Here is a 14,634-nt window from a genome sequence, read left to right as displayed (position 1 = left end):
TCATATTGCATTGCAACAGAGACCTTCGCCGGATTTCGCGGCTGCGAATAACCCGCGGACGGGCGGCTGCCCTGCAATTTGGTGAACTGCCTTGCAATCGCAGCGGGCGGACCTCAATATGCACCCCATGCCGAGGGGCGCCGGTGGAAGCCGGCTGAGATCGCTCTGGCCTCAAGCAGCAACAGGCTGCTTCGAGCCACCGGGCGAGCACCCTTTGAACCTGATCCGGATCATGCCGGCGAAGGGACGGGAAATGGACAAATCCACGTATCTCGCAAAGCTATTCGGGCCGGTCCTGGCGATCCTCGGCCTGAGCCTGCTCGTGCGCTATTCGAGCTTCGTCGCCGTCTTTCAGGACATCGTCTACAGCCCGACGCTGATCTTCGTCCTGTGCCTTCTCGGCCTGCTCGGAGGCATCGCCGTCATCCTCGCTCATAACGTCTGGGAGAGGGACTGGCGCCTCATCATCACGATCCTCGGCTGGGCCTCGGCCGTCGAGTCGGCCGTCTGGCTGATCGTGCCCCACGGCGCGCTTCAGCAGTTCGTCATGCCGCTTCTCACGCCGACATTCGTGCTCGTCTACGCCCTCTTCGTGCTGCTGCTCGGCGGCGTCCTTTCCTACTTCGGCTATCTGGCCCCGCAACAGGCAACGGGCCACTCAGGGAGAACTCGATGAACAAGATCACGCGCAAGAAAGACCTCATGGTCCCGGAAGTGACGACCGGTTCCATTTCCGGCTCGGCCAAGGTTTACGACTCGCCCGAGGGGCTTGCCGATGTGCGCGTTCCTTTCCGCGAGATCACGCTGACGAAGGAGTCGGGTGAGCCGCCCTTCCGCGTATACGATAGCTCGGGTCCCTACACGGACCTCAATGCCAAGATCGACGTCGAGAAGGGTCTGCCGCGCCATCGCGAGGCCTGGATCCGCGAGCGTGGCGGCGTCGAGCAGTACGAGGGCCGCGAGATCAAGCCCGAGGACAACGGCAATGTGAAGGGCAAGCACCTCGCGCGCGACTTCCCGAACAAGGCGCTGCCGTTCCGTGGCGTCGGCGATGCGCCGGTGACGCAGTACGAGTTCGCGAAGGCGGGCATCATCACCAAGGAGATGATCTACGTCGCGCACCGCGAGAACCTCGGGCGCAAGCAGGCGCTCGCGCGCGCCAAGGCCGCGATCAAGGACGGCGAGAGCTTCGGCGCCGACATTCCCGAGCACATCACGCCGGAGTTCGTGCGCGACGAGATCGCCCGCGGCCGCGCCATCATCCCCTGCAACATCAATCACACCGAGCTTGAGCCGATGATCATCGGCCGCAACTTCCTCGTGAAGATCAACGCGAACATCGGCAACTCGGCCGTGACGTCGTCGGTCGAGGAGGAAGTGGACAAGATGGTGTGGTCGATCCGCTGGGGTGCGGACACGGTCATGGACCTCTCGACGGGTCGCAACATCCACAACACGCGCGAGTGGATCCTGCGCAACTCGCCGGTGCCGATCGGCACCGTGCCGATCTATCAGGCGCTCGAGAAGTGCGGCGGCGATCCCGTGAAGCTGACGTGGGAGCTCTATCGCGATACGCTCATCGAGCAGTGCGAGCAGGGTGTGGACTATTTCACCATCCACGCCGGCGTGCGCCTCGCCTATGTGCCGCTCACGGCGAACCGCGTGACGGGCATTGTCTCGCGCGGCGGCTCGATCATGGCGAAGTGGTGCCTCGCGCATCACAAGGAGAGCTTCCTCTACGAGCACTTCGAGGAAATCTGCGACATCATGCGGAAGTATGATGTGTCCTTCTCGCTCGGCGACGGACTGCGTCCGGGCTCGATCGCGGACGCCAATGACCGCGCGCAGTTCGCAGAGCTGGAGACGCTCGGCGAGCTGACGCAGATCGCGTGGAAGAAGGGCTGCCAGGTCATGATCGAGGGCCCGGGCCACGTGCCCATGCATAAGATCAAGATCAACATGGACAAGCAGCTCAAGGAGTGCGGCGAGGCGCCGTTCTACACGCTCGGGCCGCTGACGACGGACATCGCGCCGGGCTACGACCACATCACGTCAGGCATCGGCGCGGCCATGATCGGCTGGTTCGGCTGCGCGATGCTCTGCTACGTCACGCCGAAGGAGCATCTCGGACTGCCGGATCGCGACGACGTGAAGTACGGCGTCATCACGTACAAGATCGCGGCGCACGCGGCCGACCTCGCCAAGGGGCATCCGGCGGCGCAGCTTCGCGACGATGCGCTCTCACGTGCCCGCTTCGACTTCCGCTGGGAGGATCAGTTCAATCTCGGCCTCGATCCCGACACGGCGCGCAAGATGCACGACGAGACGCTGCCCAAGGACGCCCACAAGGTCGCGCACTTCTGCTCCATGTGCGGGCCGAAGTTCTGCTCGATGAAGATCACGCAGGACGTGCGCGACTACGCGGCGAAGACCAATGCCGGCGCGTCGGCCATCATCGAGGCCGAGAAGGGCATGGCCGAGATGTCCGCCAAGTTCCGCGAGATGGGCAATCAGGTCTATGTCGCGGCTGATGCGGCGGCCGCCGTGAAAACGCCGGGGCACCTGCCGGGTGAGGCGGGGAGCTCGGTGGAAGCGGTGAAGGCCAGCAACAAGGCGTTGGGGTAGGTCGATTTGGCGGGCGTGCCCATGATCCGCTACGATGAGCACGCCGAATTTCAGATCGAGCGTCGCGGTATCGAGAAAGCGTGGGTGGAGGAGACAATCCTTCACCCCGATACCACGGATGAAGGGGCGCCGACTGTCCTATTTGAAATGTCTGGCCGGCCGGCGCATCATGCTGCGCGTCGTGACCGCCGACGACGATCCGCACTACGTGATCACGGCCTACTTCGACAGGAAATGCCCATGCGCGTGAGAGTCGATCACGGAGCCGATGCGATCTACCTCAATCTGACCGATCGCCCGGTCAAGGAGAGCGAGGAAGTGGCTGACGGTATCGTCGTGGACTACGACGCCGAGGGTCGGATCGTGGGCATCGAGATATTGGATGCGTCCAAGCGGACCGATGATCCGAGCGTGCTGAAAGAGTTCAGCTTCGAGCTGCCGAAGGTGGGTTGAGGTGGCGACGCCGGGGCATCTGCCGGTCGAGGCCGGGAGATCCGTCGAGGCGGTGAAGGCCAGTAATAAGGTGTTGGGGTAGGGGCGAGATGGCCGGCGATATGCCGGCCATTTTCATAAGTACTAGCGCATCTCGACCCCATCGCTGATGTCGGCAGGTGGGATGTCTATATATTTGCGGATGCGATCGAATTTCAGGTCGGATATGCGCCCCTGATTGATACGGTAGTCCGCGGCTATCTCCGAGTATCTGTCTCCTCGCTGGATTCGGGCCTTGATGACTGAAATCTCTGCTCTCGAAAGATGCTTCATGTATGACCTCCTCTACTGCCCGCGCTTGCTCTCCAATGAGACTTCTCATCGGGCGCTTCAACGAACGAAAAGTAACAAAGGGATTCCATAATCCCGCAGAATCAGTGACTTACGTTTGGGCCGGTACACAAACACGGACAATCTTGCCGTGATCGGCTGTGCTCCAGCTCCTAGCTTGGCGCAAGCGCGGGCGATACGAATGAAAATCAGCAGGATCCGTTGCTCTATATGTAGTTTCAGTGGGTTGTTAGTCTCACGCCCACGATGTTGGACATTTGTGCCAAGATCGACTGTTGACGAGATAGCGCGGCTCGACGCCGGGCGGTACGAATGAAAATCAAGGCAAGGGCGGGGTCTGCCCCAATTTATTATTTCTTATCAAGTGCGCTGTGAGTAGCTTGGAGGATGCCGTTACCAAATACGGACAAATCCGCCGCAAACTCATGCATCCATCCATGCCACGGATGTGCATCTCGGTACGCTTTCCGAAACGCGCGTGGAGATACGTAGGAAAGATTGCTAGAGGACAGCGTCTCCCGCCAGATGTGCTCGATTGAGCGGATATGGCCAACGTTCCTGCCAAAGTGAGTAGGAAAGCAGAACTCGTTCTCGCCGAATTCCTCTCGCCCGCGCAGTAGACATTCTCGAAAGATCTGCTCGCCCTTCGATCGGAAGCTGTCCCATCCGCGGGGGCGCTCAGAGTATACCCACCTCAGTCCTGATCGACCGCCGTGCTTGGTGACCCAAAGTTCATCCCAGCGAGCGCGCATCAATTGGGACAAGGGGCAATGAAGGGAGAGGAAATAGATGCGCAGGCAGCGCGCCTGCTGCCACTTATCGAGTTCAGATTCCAAAAGCTGGAATAGAGCCTCGTACTGGCCTTGGCTCCACGTGTGTAGGACTGACCGCGGACGATCATCAATCGGGTTTACGATCTCATCGATTTGGTGCGGTGCGACTTCCGTTTCGGCGCGAAAGCGCCAGGGCACGTCGAGCACCTGCCGGATAAAGGGACGCAGGATGCGCAAGTTTCCAGGCGCGAGCCGGCTTGAGTTGAGTATGCCTGCGATGTCTTCCCTGGAAACCTCGCGTGTTAGCTTCGCTGCGACGGTTGCAGGAACGTGGTTCGAGAAGAGCTTTTCGAGTCTATCCGTATAGGCTTCAGACAGTCCATTGCTGGCCATCCCACGCAATATGATGTCGGCTGTCTGTCGAAAAGTTAGGCCTGCTGCGCGCCGTTTTCCAATCTCACGCTGAGCGGCCTCTTCATCTTCCAATGTTGCCGTTCCACGCAGTTTAGCGAGCTCGTCATGCGCCCACCTGCGAGCATACTCGATAAGCTCGCCGAGCGTCGGATCGTTCAGTTGCCCCTCCCGATATCGCCATGAACGCCGACGATAGAGTTCCGCCCAAGCAGGCATATAGTCCATGGTCAGGCGAACTGCCCGTCCTTGCTGGTCAACAGCCCTTATGCAGTAGGACTTCCTCGTTTCGCCATTCTTGGCTCGCCAGATGCGGAGGCCAAACCCTTTTTGGCGCGTGTCTGAGATCCAGCGCTCCCCCGCGATGGGCGCCTCGGCCTCGTCAACAATTCTTTGAGTGAGAATGGCCCGTTCGACCATGAGTCTGTTTCGGCTGAAAGGATGCACTGCAGACAAAACAAGGAGCGGTCACTATACTGAAATCTGCCTCATTCGCTCGCGCCGCCCACCCCCAAACTTATCCCCACCCTCCACTTCCACTGCACACTCCCTCCCACTCATCCCACGAGGGGGCGCTGTCGACGCGCGCTCGCGGTGTCGGACGAGGCCGCAGGATGGGGTGACGCCACGATGGTGCGCCCGGGAAAGAACGAAGATGGCCGGATCGGCTCGCCGGTCGCCGTGCCCGGTTCCCATTCTGCGGCGTAGGGCGCGGATGTCGTCCTCTCTGCCGGCATTAAGAGCCTGGCGTCCGCGCCTTGCTCCCCTCACTTCATTCAACAGCCCGGCGCGCGCGCCGGGCGCGTCGGGATTCCCTCCACCCCCTGACCCCTCCCCGTCTTGTCGAAGACATGCCTCCGGCGCGGGGGGAACACGGCGAGGCCGCCGCGGTGCGTTCGGGTAGCGCGGCGCAAGCTAGGATGATCCGCATCCGAAGCCGGCGCGGTGCGCGCGGGATGCGCGGCCATGGTGCCGACGATGCGCCGCAAGGCTCGCGCGGGGTGATCTTGCTGAAATCCGACGTGTGTGGTGGAGCTAGACACGCTGGTTCAGGGGGACGGGGAACATGCGCCTGCGCATTCATCAGATCGGCGAGCTGATCGGGATCTTTCTGCTGCTCGCCTCGACGGCCGCGCAGCTCTTCTATCTCGATCCGCTGAAGCGCGAGATCGAGATGCGGCTCATCGCGTTCAACATGCAGCAGTCGGCGCAGATCCAGTTGCGCACGGCCTACGAGAACCAGCTCGCGCTGCTGAAGGTGATGAATGCGCCGGCCGAGCAGGTGAGCGCGGCAGAGGCGCAGCGCGACAAGGTCGTGGCGCATTACAAGACGTCGGACGGCGATATCGCGGATGTCGTGATGGAGAAGGAAAAGGTCGAGGGCTACATGGAAATCATCGTGATCGTGCTGTTCGCGCTCGGCAGCATGCTCGCGGGGCTCGGCCGCCTCATCGAGTTCCAGACAGCAGCCAGACTTCAGCGCGGGTAGGCGAGGCCGAGCGGGCTCTCGCGGTCGTCGGCTCAGCCCTTGATCTGCGTGACCTTGTGCACTTCGCCCTCAGCGTTATAGGTCGTCCATTCACCGACCTGCGCGCCCATGTCGAAATGGCCTGAGCGCATTTTCGTCCCGTCCTTGCGGAACCACTCCCAGTAGCCGTCGAGCTGGCCGTCGCGCAGCCAGCCCTTGGCGCGCACGCTGCCGTCCTTGTGGTAGTGCGTGTCGCGCTTGCGGGTTGATTTCGCCATGCAGAGCTATCCGAGAGATTGCAGGTATTCGAGAACCGGCGTGGCCTTCTCGCCACCCATCTTGGCGTGGGTGAGGAGGGGAATGCCGTGCGGACCAGGCGCCTTCGCGGCGCGCGGGTCCGCTGTGATCGCGGCCTTCACGACATCGAGGTGGCCGAGCATGGCCGCAGCGAAAATGTCCATGCGGGCGCCATTGTCGAGCAGGAGCTCGGCGATCTCGCGGCGGCCGGTGTGAGCCGCGGCGCCGAGCGCGGTCTCGAAGTCGCCGCCGCCCCAGTCCCAGCACGCATTGACGAGCTTCGGCTCCCTGGCGAGCAGCTCCTTGACCCGGTTCAGATCGCTGTGCGCCTTGAGGACGAACTCGTTGACCAGCTCAGCAGCGAGGGGCGGCGGTCGTTCCATGTCGGGCCTCTTCTTGCGGATGCTCGAGAGCGACCCTAGCGGCTCTCCGCGCGGCCGTCAGCTGTATTCGGGTGCTTGCAAGCGGGCGGAATCCGGGCTGAACATGGGAGGCAAAGGGATAGAGTTAGTTGGGCGTTCGGAGGCCAACCGTGCGAAGACGCGACTTCCTTTATGCTCTTTCAGCCAGTGGCTTCATGAATTTTGTAAATGTGAGGGGAGCAATGCCGTCCAATCCAAAGGCCGACGAGATGAAGCGGAGGTTGGAAGAGATGCGAGCGAAGGCTCTCGCGGCCTTTCCCTTCGAGGTCATCAAAACACCGGGAAACATGGTGCTCAAGGAATGGGAGGGACTGAAGTCTGCCGGTCGCGGTGTTCCTATTGTCATCGGTGATGACGAGGCGCTTGCCAGATTGACCGAGCCATTCAGCGAACAATGGCTGGAGAAGCGAAACGTCGCAGAAGTCCTGAGCATTGCTGACGGCTTGAGGCACCCAGAGAGCTTGGCGGCGCATCGGAACGCGGAAAAAGCGAGGGCGCTCGAAACTCTGAGGCAGGGGTTCGATGCCAAGCTGCTTGGTGGGAAATCATTCGAGGAAGTGGTCAAGGAGCTGGATGTCGGGCCAGAAGTCGGTTCGTGGCCCGCGGATGCGCCATCGGCGCCTGGACTGTCTGTCGTCATGGATTTCAGAACGGGCGCACCTGTGGAGGCGGCGCACATCGTTCTCATCCCGACGGACGACTGGACGACAATCCCGGCGCACCTGCGCTGGGGCGGGTGGAACTCCTGCCCACCATCGGAATATCACGTCGCGGCGCTACGTTCGTGGCGGGATCGTTACGGTGTCGAGTTGGTTGGCATGAACTTCGACACCCTGAATCTGAGGGCCAAAAGCGCACCAAGAACCCGCGACGAAGCGTTGGCGCTTGCGCGCGAGCAACACGCCTACTGCGGTGACATTGTGGATCAAGGTGTGGGGACTTTCAGCGCGCTTGCAGCCGCACTCATGTCGGACCATTGGTGGTATTTCTGGTGGGATTGAACTCAGCTCTGCTACTGTCGCACGAGCTACTGCAGAGGCAACGAGAATTCCGGCAATGGCAATCACACTCTACGGCATTCCCAATTGCGACACGGTCAAGAAGGCGCGGGCGTGGCTCGATGGGCACGGCATTGCGTACGCGTTCCACGACTACAAGAAGTCCGGCATCACGGCGGCGAAGCTGAAAGCCTGGTGCAAGGCGTTCGGATGGGAGAGCGTGCTCAATCGCGCCGGCACGACCTTCAAGAAGCTGCCCGATGCGGCGAAGTCGGGTCTCGATCAGGCCAAGGCCATCCCGCTGATGCTCGAGCAGCCGTCCATGATCAAGCGTCCGATCGTCGAGCACGCGGATGGGCTCCTCATCGGGTTCAAGCCGTCGGAGTGGGAAGAAGCATTCGGTAAGTGAGGCCGCGCGGGGCAGCAGCTCAGACAATCCGGCTGAACCGCGCCTTGGAGCGCTCGCGGGCTTTCTGTGCCTCGACCTCGCGGTCCTTCGGCGGGACGTTCGTCTCCAGCGAGGCGAGCAGGCGTGTCGCTGCGGCGGTCACTTCCTCGATGGCGCGGTCGAAGGCGTGCGCATTGGCCTGTGATGGCGCATTGAAGCCGCTGAGCTTGCGGACGAACTGCAGGGACGCCGCGCGGATTTCATCGTTCGTCGCGGGCGGATCGAAGTTGAAGAGCGTTCGAATATTACGGCACATGAGCGACCTCCTTTGGGCTAAGATTAAGCGCGGGCTGCGGCAGCGTCGAGGCCGATGCGCCAGGGCGAACGTTCCGCCCGGCTCGCGCGTTGAATTCCAAAGCTGTCGGGAGCAATTCAATGGCCACCGAAAGCACGAGTTCCAAGCCGGCCATCGCCAGGATCTGGCGTGGCCGCACCGTCCGCGCCAAGGCCGACGAGTATGCGCAGTACCTTTACGAGCACGGCATCCGCCCGCTTGAAGAGAAGGCACTCGCTGTGCTGCAATTGCGCGAGGATCGCGCATGGGATACCGAGTTCGTCACCATTTCCTACTGGGAGAGCATCGAGGCGATGTCGCGTTTCGCAGGGCCGGACCCCAAGCGCATTCATCATCTGGAGCGCGACAAGGAGTACCTTCTCGAGCTGCCGGAGAGCGTGCAAGTGCTGGAGATCACGTCATCGAAGGGCATGTTCGGGGCCTGAGACGCGTGTCCCCAATGACGGAAGGAAGATCTCTTGTCGAAATCTCAGGGCACGATCCACATCGGTATCGGCGGATGGACCTTCGAGCCGTGGCGCGGGACCTTCTATCCCGACAAGCTGCCGCAGAAGCGCGAGCTCGAATATGCCGCGAGCAAGCTCACCTCCATCGAGATCAACGGCACGTACTATGGCTCGCAGAAGCCTGAGAGCTTTGCGCGCTGGTACGACGAGACGCCGGACGGTTTCATCTTTGCGCTGAAGGGCTCGCGCTTCACGACCAACCGGCGCGTGCTCGCGGAAGCCGGAGAGTCCATCGAGCGCTTCATGAGCAGCGGCGTTCTCGAACTGAAGGATAAGCTCGGGCCCATAAGCTGGCAGTTCATGCCGACGAAGAAGTTCGATCCGGTGGACTTCGAGGGCTTCCTGAAGCTGCTGCCGAAGAGCGTCGAGGGGCACAAGATCCGCCACGCCGTGGAAGTGCGTCATGAGAGCTTCCGCGTGCCCGAGTTCGTCGACATGGCGCGCGAGCACGGCGTGGCGATCGTGATGGCGGGCGACAGCGAGTTCCCTCAGATCGCGGACGTCACCGCGCCCTTCGTCTATGCGCGCATCATGGGCACGGAGGAAAAGGAGAAGCTCGGCTATTCCAAGAAGGCGCTCGACACCTGGGCCGCGTGCGCGAAAGAGTGGGCAGCGGGCAAGCTGCCGGCAGGGCTCGATGCAGTGACGAAGCAGAAGGCCGACGGCAAGCCGCGCGATGTCTTTCTCTATGTCATCAGCGGGCACAAGGTCCACAATCCTGCGGCCGCCATGGCGCTGATCGAGCGCGTGAGTTAGGCCGGAGCGGTATTGGCGGGCGGCGAGATCGGCGCGAGATGCGGTCCGCCTTCATCGCCGGCGACGGTCATCGCGGGCGAGGATGCCGTGGCGTAGTCGCGGATCGCGCGGTGCACGAAGGCGAGCTTGTCGTAGGCTGCGGTGGGAATGACGAACGGATAGAAATCATTGTGGCCCATGCCGCGGCTCATGTTGTTGAGCGCGATGGTGAGGGGGATCCACCGCTCCATGAGCGCGCCGAACGTTTCCTCGCGGTAGACATCATAGGCGCGGAACGGCCAAGCCGCGCCGAAGATGAGGCCCGAGGCGCGCGGCTCCATGCCTTCGGCCTGGGCGGTGTCGATCGACGAGACAATGTGCAGGTAGTGCGCCCAGGTCTCGGCCCAGTCCTCCCACGGGTGCGCGCTCGCATAGGCGGACACGTGGCGCTCGGACCAGTCGGGCGGTGGGCCTTCGGCATGATGGCGCGCAAGCGCAGCGCCGTAGTCCTCGCGCTCGTCGCCGAAGATCGCGCGGAAGGAGTCCTGCTGGTCGGTCGCGGCGATCAGCACATTCCAGTAGAAGTGCCCGCTCTCATGGCGGAGATGGCCGAGCAGTGAGCGATAGGGCTCGCCGAACTGCTGGCGCTGGCGCTCGCGCTCGACGGCGTCGGCTTCGAGCACGTTGATGGTGATGACGCCGTCGAGATGGCCGGTCGTCGCGTCGACGAGAAAATCGAAGGCGAGGCGCTCGCCGCCGGACGGAGTGGTGTCGAGAGGTAGGCCGAAGCGGAGGAGGTCGTACACGAGGCGCTTCTTGGCACGCTCGAGCTCCTGCCAGGCCGTGAGGTTGCCGTTCACCGACAGGTCCGGGATCGTGCGGTTGAGATCGCAGGCGCGGCAGAAGCCGTCGCCCGTGTCGACGGGCGTGAGCCAGTTGCAGGCGGCGTGGGCGGCATTGGCGCAGTAGCGCAGAGCAGATCCCTCATGTCCGATGGCGCGATAGCTGCCGGCCGGCCCGGGGAGGGGCTCGAGCGCGATCACGGCAAGGCGATCGGGATCGAAGCCGAGCTCGGCGCTGCATTTCACGCACTGGACGTTCTCGAAGTAGACCTTGTTGCCGCACTTCGAGCAGGCATAGTTCTTCATGGTACGACGCCGCTTCGTTTCCGGCCGGGCACGGTCCAAGTCACATGCCCGCCCAACGTGCCAAATTTTTCGGCAAGCTGGTGGACATTTTTCGGCAGGGTGCCCGCGAGCTGGACGCTTGGTCCGTTAACCGAGCGATTGCGCTTGTCGCCCCGCGGCGGACTCTGTATCGGAATCCTGTCCTGCCAACCAACGCCCGGCCGCCCGGTTCGTTCCTGAACGGGCAGCCGCCACGGCCTTGGAGGCGGCTCGCGGAAAGGCCTCATGTCCCCATGGCACTGCATGTCGCGCTGACGCACGAGACGACCTACCGCTACGATCGGCGCATCGGCATGGGGCCTCAGGTCATACGATTGCGCCCCGCGCCGCACGCGCGCACGCCGATCCTCAGCTACTCCATGCGGATCGAGCCGCCCGTCCACTTCCTGAACTGGCAGCAGGACCCTTTCGGCAACTACCTCGCGCGGGTCGTGATCCCCGAGGAGACGGAGATCTTCTCGGTCACCGTTGACCTGATTGCCGACATGGCGGTGATCAATCCCTTCGACTTCTTCGTCGAGGAGAGCGCGAGCGAGTGGCCCTTCGACTATGACGCCGCGCTCAAGAAGGAGCTGCAGCCCTATCTGGATATCGAGCCGGCCGGGCAGCGCCTCGCGAAGTACGTCGCGGGGATCGATAAGCGCAAGCGCACGACGATCGACTTCTTGATCGATCTCAATCGCGGCCTGCAGAACGACATCCGCTATCTCATTCGCATGGAACCCGGCGTGCAGACGCCGGAGGAGACGCTGGCGCAGGCGTCCGGCTCGTGCCGCGACAGTGCGTGGCTGATGGTTCAGATCCTGCGCCATCTCGGCCTCGCGGCGCGTTTCGTCTCCGGCTATCTCATCCAGCTCACGCCGGACGTGAAGTCGCTGGATGGGCCGACGGGGACGGAGGTCGACTTCACCGACCTGCACGCGTGGTGCGAGGTGTATGTGCCGGGTGCCGGCTGGATCGGGCTCGATGCGACCTCGGGCCTGCTCGCGGGCGAGGGGCATATTCCGCTCGCCGCGACGCCGCATCCGACGAGCGCCGCGCCGATTACGGGCAGTCATGGCCGTGCGGAAGTCGAATTCGCGCATCGCATGGCGGTGACGCGTGTGCGCGAGACGCCGCGTGTGACGAAGCCGTACAGCGACGCGCAGTGGCAGGCGATCCTCGATGCGGGCCACGCAGTGGACGAGCGCTTGAAGAGCGGGGACGTGCGCCTCAGCATGGGCGGTGAGCCGACCTTCGTTGCGGCCGACGACATGGAAGGTGCGGAGTGGAATACGGCGGCTGTCGGGCCGAATAAGCGGCGCTATGCCGACGACCTCGTGCGCCGGCTGCGTGAGCGTTTCGCGCCGGGCGGTATGCTCCACTACGGCCAGGGCAAGTGGTATCCTGGCGAGCAGTTGCCGCGCTGGGCTTTCGCGCTCTACTGGCGCGCGGATGGCGAGCCGCTGTGGGAGGACCAGAGCCTGGTTGCGCGCGAGACGACCGGGCTGGCGCCGACGGCCGACGACGTGCATCTCTTCATGCGCGGGCTTTGCGAGCAGCTCGGTTTGCCGACGGAAAGCGGCGTGGCAGCGTACGAAGATCCCATCCACTTCATGACCATCGAGCAGAAGCTGCCGCTCAACGTTACGCCCGAGACGAACAAGCTCGATGATCCCGCCGAGCGCACGCGCGTCATGCGCACATTCGAGCGCGGGCTCGGCGCGCCGGTCGGCTATGTGCTGCCCGTGCAGGTCTGGCACACGCAGGATCGCGGGCGGCGCTGGGTGACGGAGCGCTGGGCACTGCGGCGCGGCAAGCTGTTCCTCGTGCCGGGCGACTCGCCTGTTGGGTTCCGCCTGCCGCTCGGCTCGACGGCCATGCTGCCGGCTGTCGACTATCCGCACGTGCTGCCGCGCGATCCGTTCGCGCCCGCGCCGGCGCTGCCCGAGCGCCGCGTTCTCATGCAGCGGCGCCGCACGGTCGCGCTCGAAGCGCCGCAGTCGCCGGTCGGAATTCCCGATGAGGTCGTCGGCTCGGTGCGCACGGCACTGGCGGTGGAAGCGCGAGACGGGCGGCTCTGCGTGTTCATGCCGCCGCTCGCCGATGCCGAGGACTATGCCGCCATGATCGCGGCCATCGAGCAGACGGCGCAGGCGACCGATCTCGCCATCCACATCGAGGGCTACACGCCGCCACACGATCCGCGCTTGAACGTCATCAAGGTGACGCCGGATCCGGGCGTCATCGAGGTCAATGTTCATCCGGCCATGTCGTGGGACGAGGCCGTTTCCATCACGACGGGACTCTACGAGGATGCGCACTTCTGCCGCCTGAGCGCGGAGAAGTTCATGCTCGATGGACGCCACACGGGCACGGGCGGTGGTAATCACATCGTGCTCGGCGGCGCGACGCCGGCCGATAGTCCGTTCCTGCGGCGGCCCGATCTGCTCGCATCGGTCGTCACCTACTGGCAGAACCATCCTTCGCTTTCGTACCTGTTCTCGGGCCTGTTCATCGGCCCGACGAGCCAGGCGCCGCGCGTGGATGAAGGCCGGCACGAGGGCCTCTATGAGCTCGAGATCGCACTTGCCGAGGTGCCCGATCCGAGTGTGGGCAGTATCTCGCCGTGGCTCGTCGATCGGCTCTTCCGCAATCTGCTGATCGACGTCACGGGCAATACGCACCGCGCCGAGATCTGCATCGACAAGCTCTACTCGCCGGATGGTCCGACGGGGCGTCTGGGGCTCTTGGAGTTCCGCTCTTTCGAGATGCCGCCGCACGCGCAAATGAGCCTTGCCCAGCAGCTTCTGCTGCGCGCGCTCGTCGTGATGTTCTGGGAGAAGCCCTATCGGCAGAAGCTCGTGCGCTGGGGCACGGCGCTGCACGACCGCTTCATGCTGCCGCACTTCCTGTGGTCGGATTTTTCCGACGTGGTGCAGGATCTGAAGGCCGCGGGGCTGCCCATCGAGCTCGACTGGTTTTTGCCGCACGCGGAGTTCCGCTGTCCGGTATTGGGGAAAGTTGCGGCGGGCGATTTGGAGATCGAGCTGCGGCAGGCGCTGGAGCCGTGGCACGTGCTCGGCGAGGAGGGCGTGATCGGCGGCACGGCGCGGTATGTGGACTCCTCCATCGAGCGGGTTCAGGTGGCGGTGCGCGGCCTGACGAGCGAGCGCTTCGTCATCACATGCAATGGCCGCGCTGTGCCCTTGGCGCCGACGGGCACCTATGGCGAGGCTGTCGCCGGTGTACGCTATCGCGCGTGGTGGCCGCCTTCAGCGCTCCATCCGACGGTTCCGCCACACGTGCCGCTCACCTTCGACGTTTTCGATAGCTGGACGGGACGGTCGGTTGCCGGCTGCCGCTATCATGTCTCGCATCCGGGCGGCCGCAATTTCGAGATCTTCCCGGTCAATGCCTACGAAGCCGAGGGGCGGCGCCTCGCGCGCTTCGAGGCCCATGGCCATACGGCCGGGCTCATGGCGCCGCAGGCTGCGCGCGTCAACCCGGACTACCCCGTGACGCTCGACCTGCGTCGGAATGCGTAAGTGGAGCCGGCGGTGTGTGGCCAGCGTCACAGGGTTGGCGGCAAAACCGGCGCGGTGCGGGCACCCGTTGCTGGGAGAACGATTCGGCGTGCTACACACGGGGCGCCCGATGGCGCTCTGAAGCGAGGGCGTCTCGCCGCGGGTGGGGGCGCACGAGGT

At 63.6% G+C, this 14,634-nt stretch carries 16 protein-coding genes and 1 riboswitch; of the genes, 10 read left to right on the top strand and 6 right to left on the bottom strand.

The features are described 5' to 3' along the window. The first annotated feature begins 123 nt into the window (after positions 1–123). Positions 124–264: riboswitch (TPP riboswitch) on the top strand. The 4 genes from CS1BSM3_RS07855 (at position 254) to CS1BSM3_RS07840 (ending at position 3,078) form a co-directional block, all read left to right on the top strand. Continuing rightward, positions 254–676 (top strand): hypothetical protein, encoded by a 423-nt coding sequence (locus CS1BSM3_RS07855; RefSeq protein ID WP_072386440.1) that lies wholly within the window; start codon positions 254–256, stop codon positions 674–676. It overlaps the preceding riboswitch by 11 nt. Further along, positions 673–2,625, top strand: coding sequence for a phosphomethylpyrimidine synthase ThiC (thiC, locus tag CS1BSM3_RS07850; RefSeq protein WP_083528421.1), 1,953 nt, complete (start codon positions 673–675; stop codon positions 2,623–2,625). The genes CS1BSM3_RS07855 and thiC overlap by 4 nt, the downstream gene beginning before the upstream one ends. 118 nt (positions 2,626–2,743) lie before the next feature. Beyond that, complete coding sequence (locus CS1BSM3_RS28780) at positions 2,744–2,875, top strand: hypothetical protein (RefSeq protein WP_280174732.1); 132 nt, start codon at positions 2,744–2,746, stop codon at positions 2,873–2,875. Continuing rightward, positions 2,866–3,078 (top strand): DUF2283 domain-containing protein, encoded by a 213-nt coding sequence (locus tag CS1BSM3_RS07840; protein ID WP_072386439.1) that lies wholly within the window; start codon positions 2,866–2,868, stop codon positions 3,076–3,078. The genes CS1BSM3_RS28780 and CS1BSM3_RS07840 overlap by 10 nt, the downstream gene beginning before the upstream one ends. A gap of 123 nt (positions 3,079–3,201) precedes the next feature. Here CS1BSM3_RS07840 and CS1BSM3_RS07835 read toward each other — a convergent pair whose 3' ends face one another. Both CS1BSM3_RS07835 and CS1BSM3_RS07830 read right to left on the bottom strand, forming a co-directional pair. Next, entirely contained in the window at positions 3,202–3,390 is a 189-nt protein-coding gene (locus CS1BSM3_RS07835; protein ID WP_072386438.1) for a hypothetical protein, read from the bottom strand. Positions 3,391–3,758: 368 nt separating this feature from the next. Beyond that, on the bottom strand, positions 3,759–5,012 hold the full coding sequence (locus tag CS1BSM3_RS07830) for a hypothetical protein (RefSeq protein ID WP_072386437.1): 1,254 nt from the start codon (positions 5,010–5,012) through the stop codon (positions 3,759–3,761). 646 nt (positions 5,013–5,658) lie between these two features. Here CS1BSM3_RS07830 and CS1BSM3_RS07825 point away from each other — a divergent pair. After that, on the top strand, positions 5,659–6,081 hold the full coding sequence (locus CS1BSM3_RS07825; protein WP_072386436.1) for a hypothetical protein: 423 nt from the start codon (positions 5,659–5,661) through the stop codon (positions 6,079–6,081). A 32-nt stretch (positions 6,082–6,113) separates the two neighbouring features. On the opposite strand, the gene CS1BSM3_RS07820 is transcribed toward CS1BSM3_RS07825, so the two are convergent. Together CS1BSM3_RS07820 and CS1BSM3_RS07815 are read right to left on the bottom strand one after the other, a co-directional pair. Continuing rightward, positions 6,114–6,338 carry a toxin-antitoxin system YwqK family antitoxin gene (locus CS1BSM3_RS07820; protein WP_072386435.1) on the bottom strand — a complete coding sequence of 75 codons (225 nt, stop codon included), beginning with the start codon at positions 6,336–6,338 and terminating at the stop codon, positions 6,114–6,116. Positions 6,339–6,344: 6 nt separating this feature from the next. Continuing rightward, positions 6,345–6,740 carry an ankyrin repeat domain-containing protein gene (locus CS1BSM3_RS07815; RefSeq protein ID WP_072386434.1) on the bottom strand — a complete coding sequence of 132 codons (396 nt, stop codon included), beginning with the start codon at positions 6,738–6,740 and terminating at the stop codon, positions 6,345–6,347. 149 nt (positions 6,741–6,889) lie between these two features. Between CS1BSM3_RS07815 and CS1BSM3_RS07810 the strand changes: the two genes are divergently transcribed. Together CS1BSM3_RS07810 and CS1BSM3_RS07805 are read left to right on the top strand one after the other, a co-directional pair. Then, positions 6,890–7,780: a DUF4253 domain-containing protein gene (locus tag CS1BSM3_RS07810; protein WP_210188749.1), complete on the top strand. Its 891-nt coding sequence runs from the start codon at positions 6,890–6,892 to the stop codon at positions 7,778–7,780. Positions 7,781–7,835: 55 nt separating this feature from the next. Beyond that, positions 7,836–8,186 carry an ArsC family reductase gene (locus tag CS1BSM3_RS07805; protein ID WP_072386432.1) on the top strand — a complete coding sequence of 117 codons (351 nt, stop codon included), beginning with the start codon at positions 7,836–7,838 and terminating at the stop codon, positions 8,184–8,186. A 19-nt stretch (positions 8,187–8,205) separates the two neighbouring features. On the opposite strand, the gene CS1BSM3_RS07800 is transcribed toward CS1BSM3_RS07805, so the two are convergent. Then, on the bottom strand, positions 8,206–8,481 hold the full coding sequence (locus CS1BSM3_RS07800) for a DUF2277 domain-containing protein (protein ID WP_072386431.1): 276 nt from the start codon (positions 8,479–8,481) through the stop codon (positions 8,206–8,208). A gap of 119 nt (positions 8,482–8,600) precedes the next feature. Between CS1BSM3_RS07800 and CS1BSM3_RS07795 the strand changes: the two genes are divergently transcribed. After that, positions 8,601–8,945: a hypothetical protein gene (locus CS1BSM3_RS07795; protein WP_072386430.1), complete on the top strand. Its 345-nt coding sequence runs from the start codon at positions 8,601–8,603 to the stop codon at positions 8,943–8,945. A gap of 33 nt (positions 8,946–8,978) precedes the next feature. After that, positions 8,979–9,782 carry a DUF72 domain-containing protein gene (locus CS1BSM3_RS07790; RefSeq protein ID WP_072386429.1) on the top strand — a complete coding sequence of 268 codons (804 nt, stop codon included), beginning with the start codon at positions 8,979–8,981 and terminating at the stop codon, positions 9,780–9,782. Here the strand turns inward: CS1BSM3_RS07790 and CS1BSM3_RS07785 are convergent. After that, positions 9,779–10,909, bottom strand: coding sequence for a zinc-binding metallopeptidase family protein (locus CS1BSM3_RS07785; RefSeq protein ID WP_072386428.1), 1,131 nt, complete (start codon positions 10,907–10,909; stop codon positions 9,779–9,781). The genes CS1BSM3_RS07790 and CS1BSM3_RS07785 overlap by 4 nt on opposite strands. Before the next feature lie 272 nt (positions 10,910–11,181). On the opposite strand from CS1BSM3_RS07785, the gene CS1BSM3_RS07780 reads away from it, so the two are divergent. Continuing rightward, positions 11,182–14,475, top strand: coding sequence for a transglutaminase family protein (locus CS1BSM3_RS07780; protein WP_072386427.1), 3,294 nt, complete (start codon positions 11,182–11,184; stop codon positions 14,473–14,475). The last annotated feature ends 159 nt before the right edge of the window (positions 14,476–14,634 follow it).

Origin of the sequence: Hyphomicrobium sp. CS1BSMeth3 (genome assembly GCF_900117415.1) — a bacterium.
GTDB lineage: Bacteria > Pseudomonadota > Alphaproteobacteria > Rhizobiales > Hyphomicrobiaceae.
The sequence above is the reverse complement of the archived record's forward strand: the minus strand, read 5'-3'. Positions and strand labels throughout refer to the sequence as shown.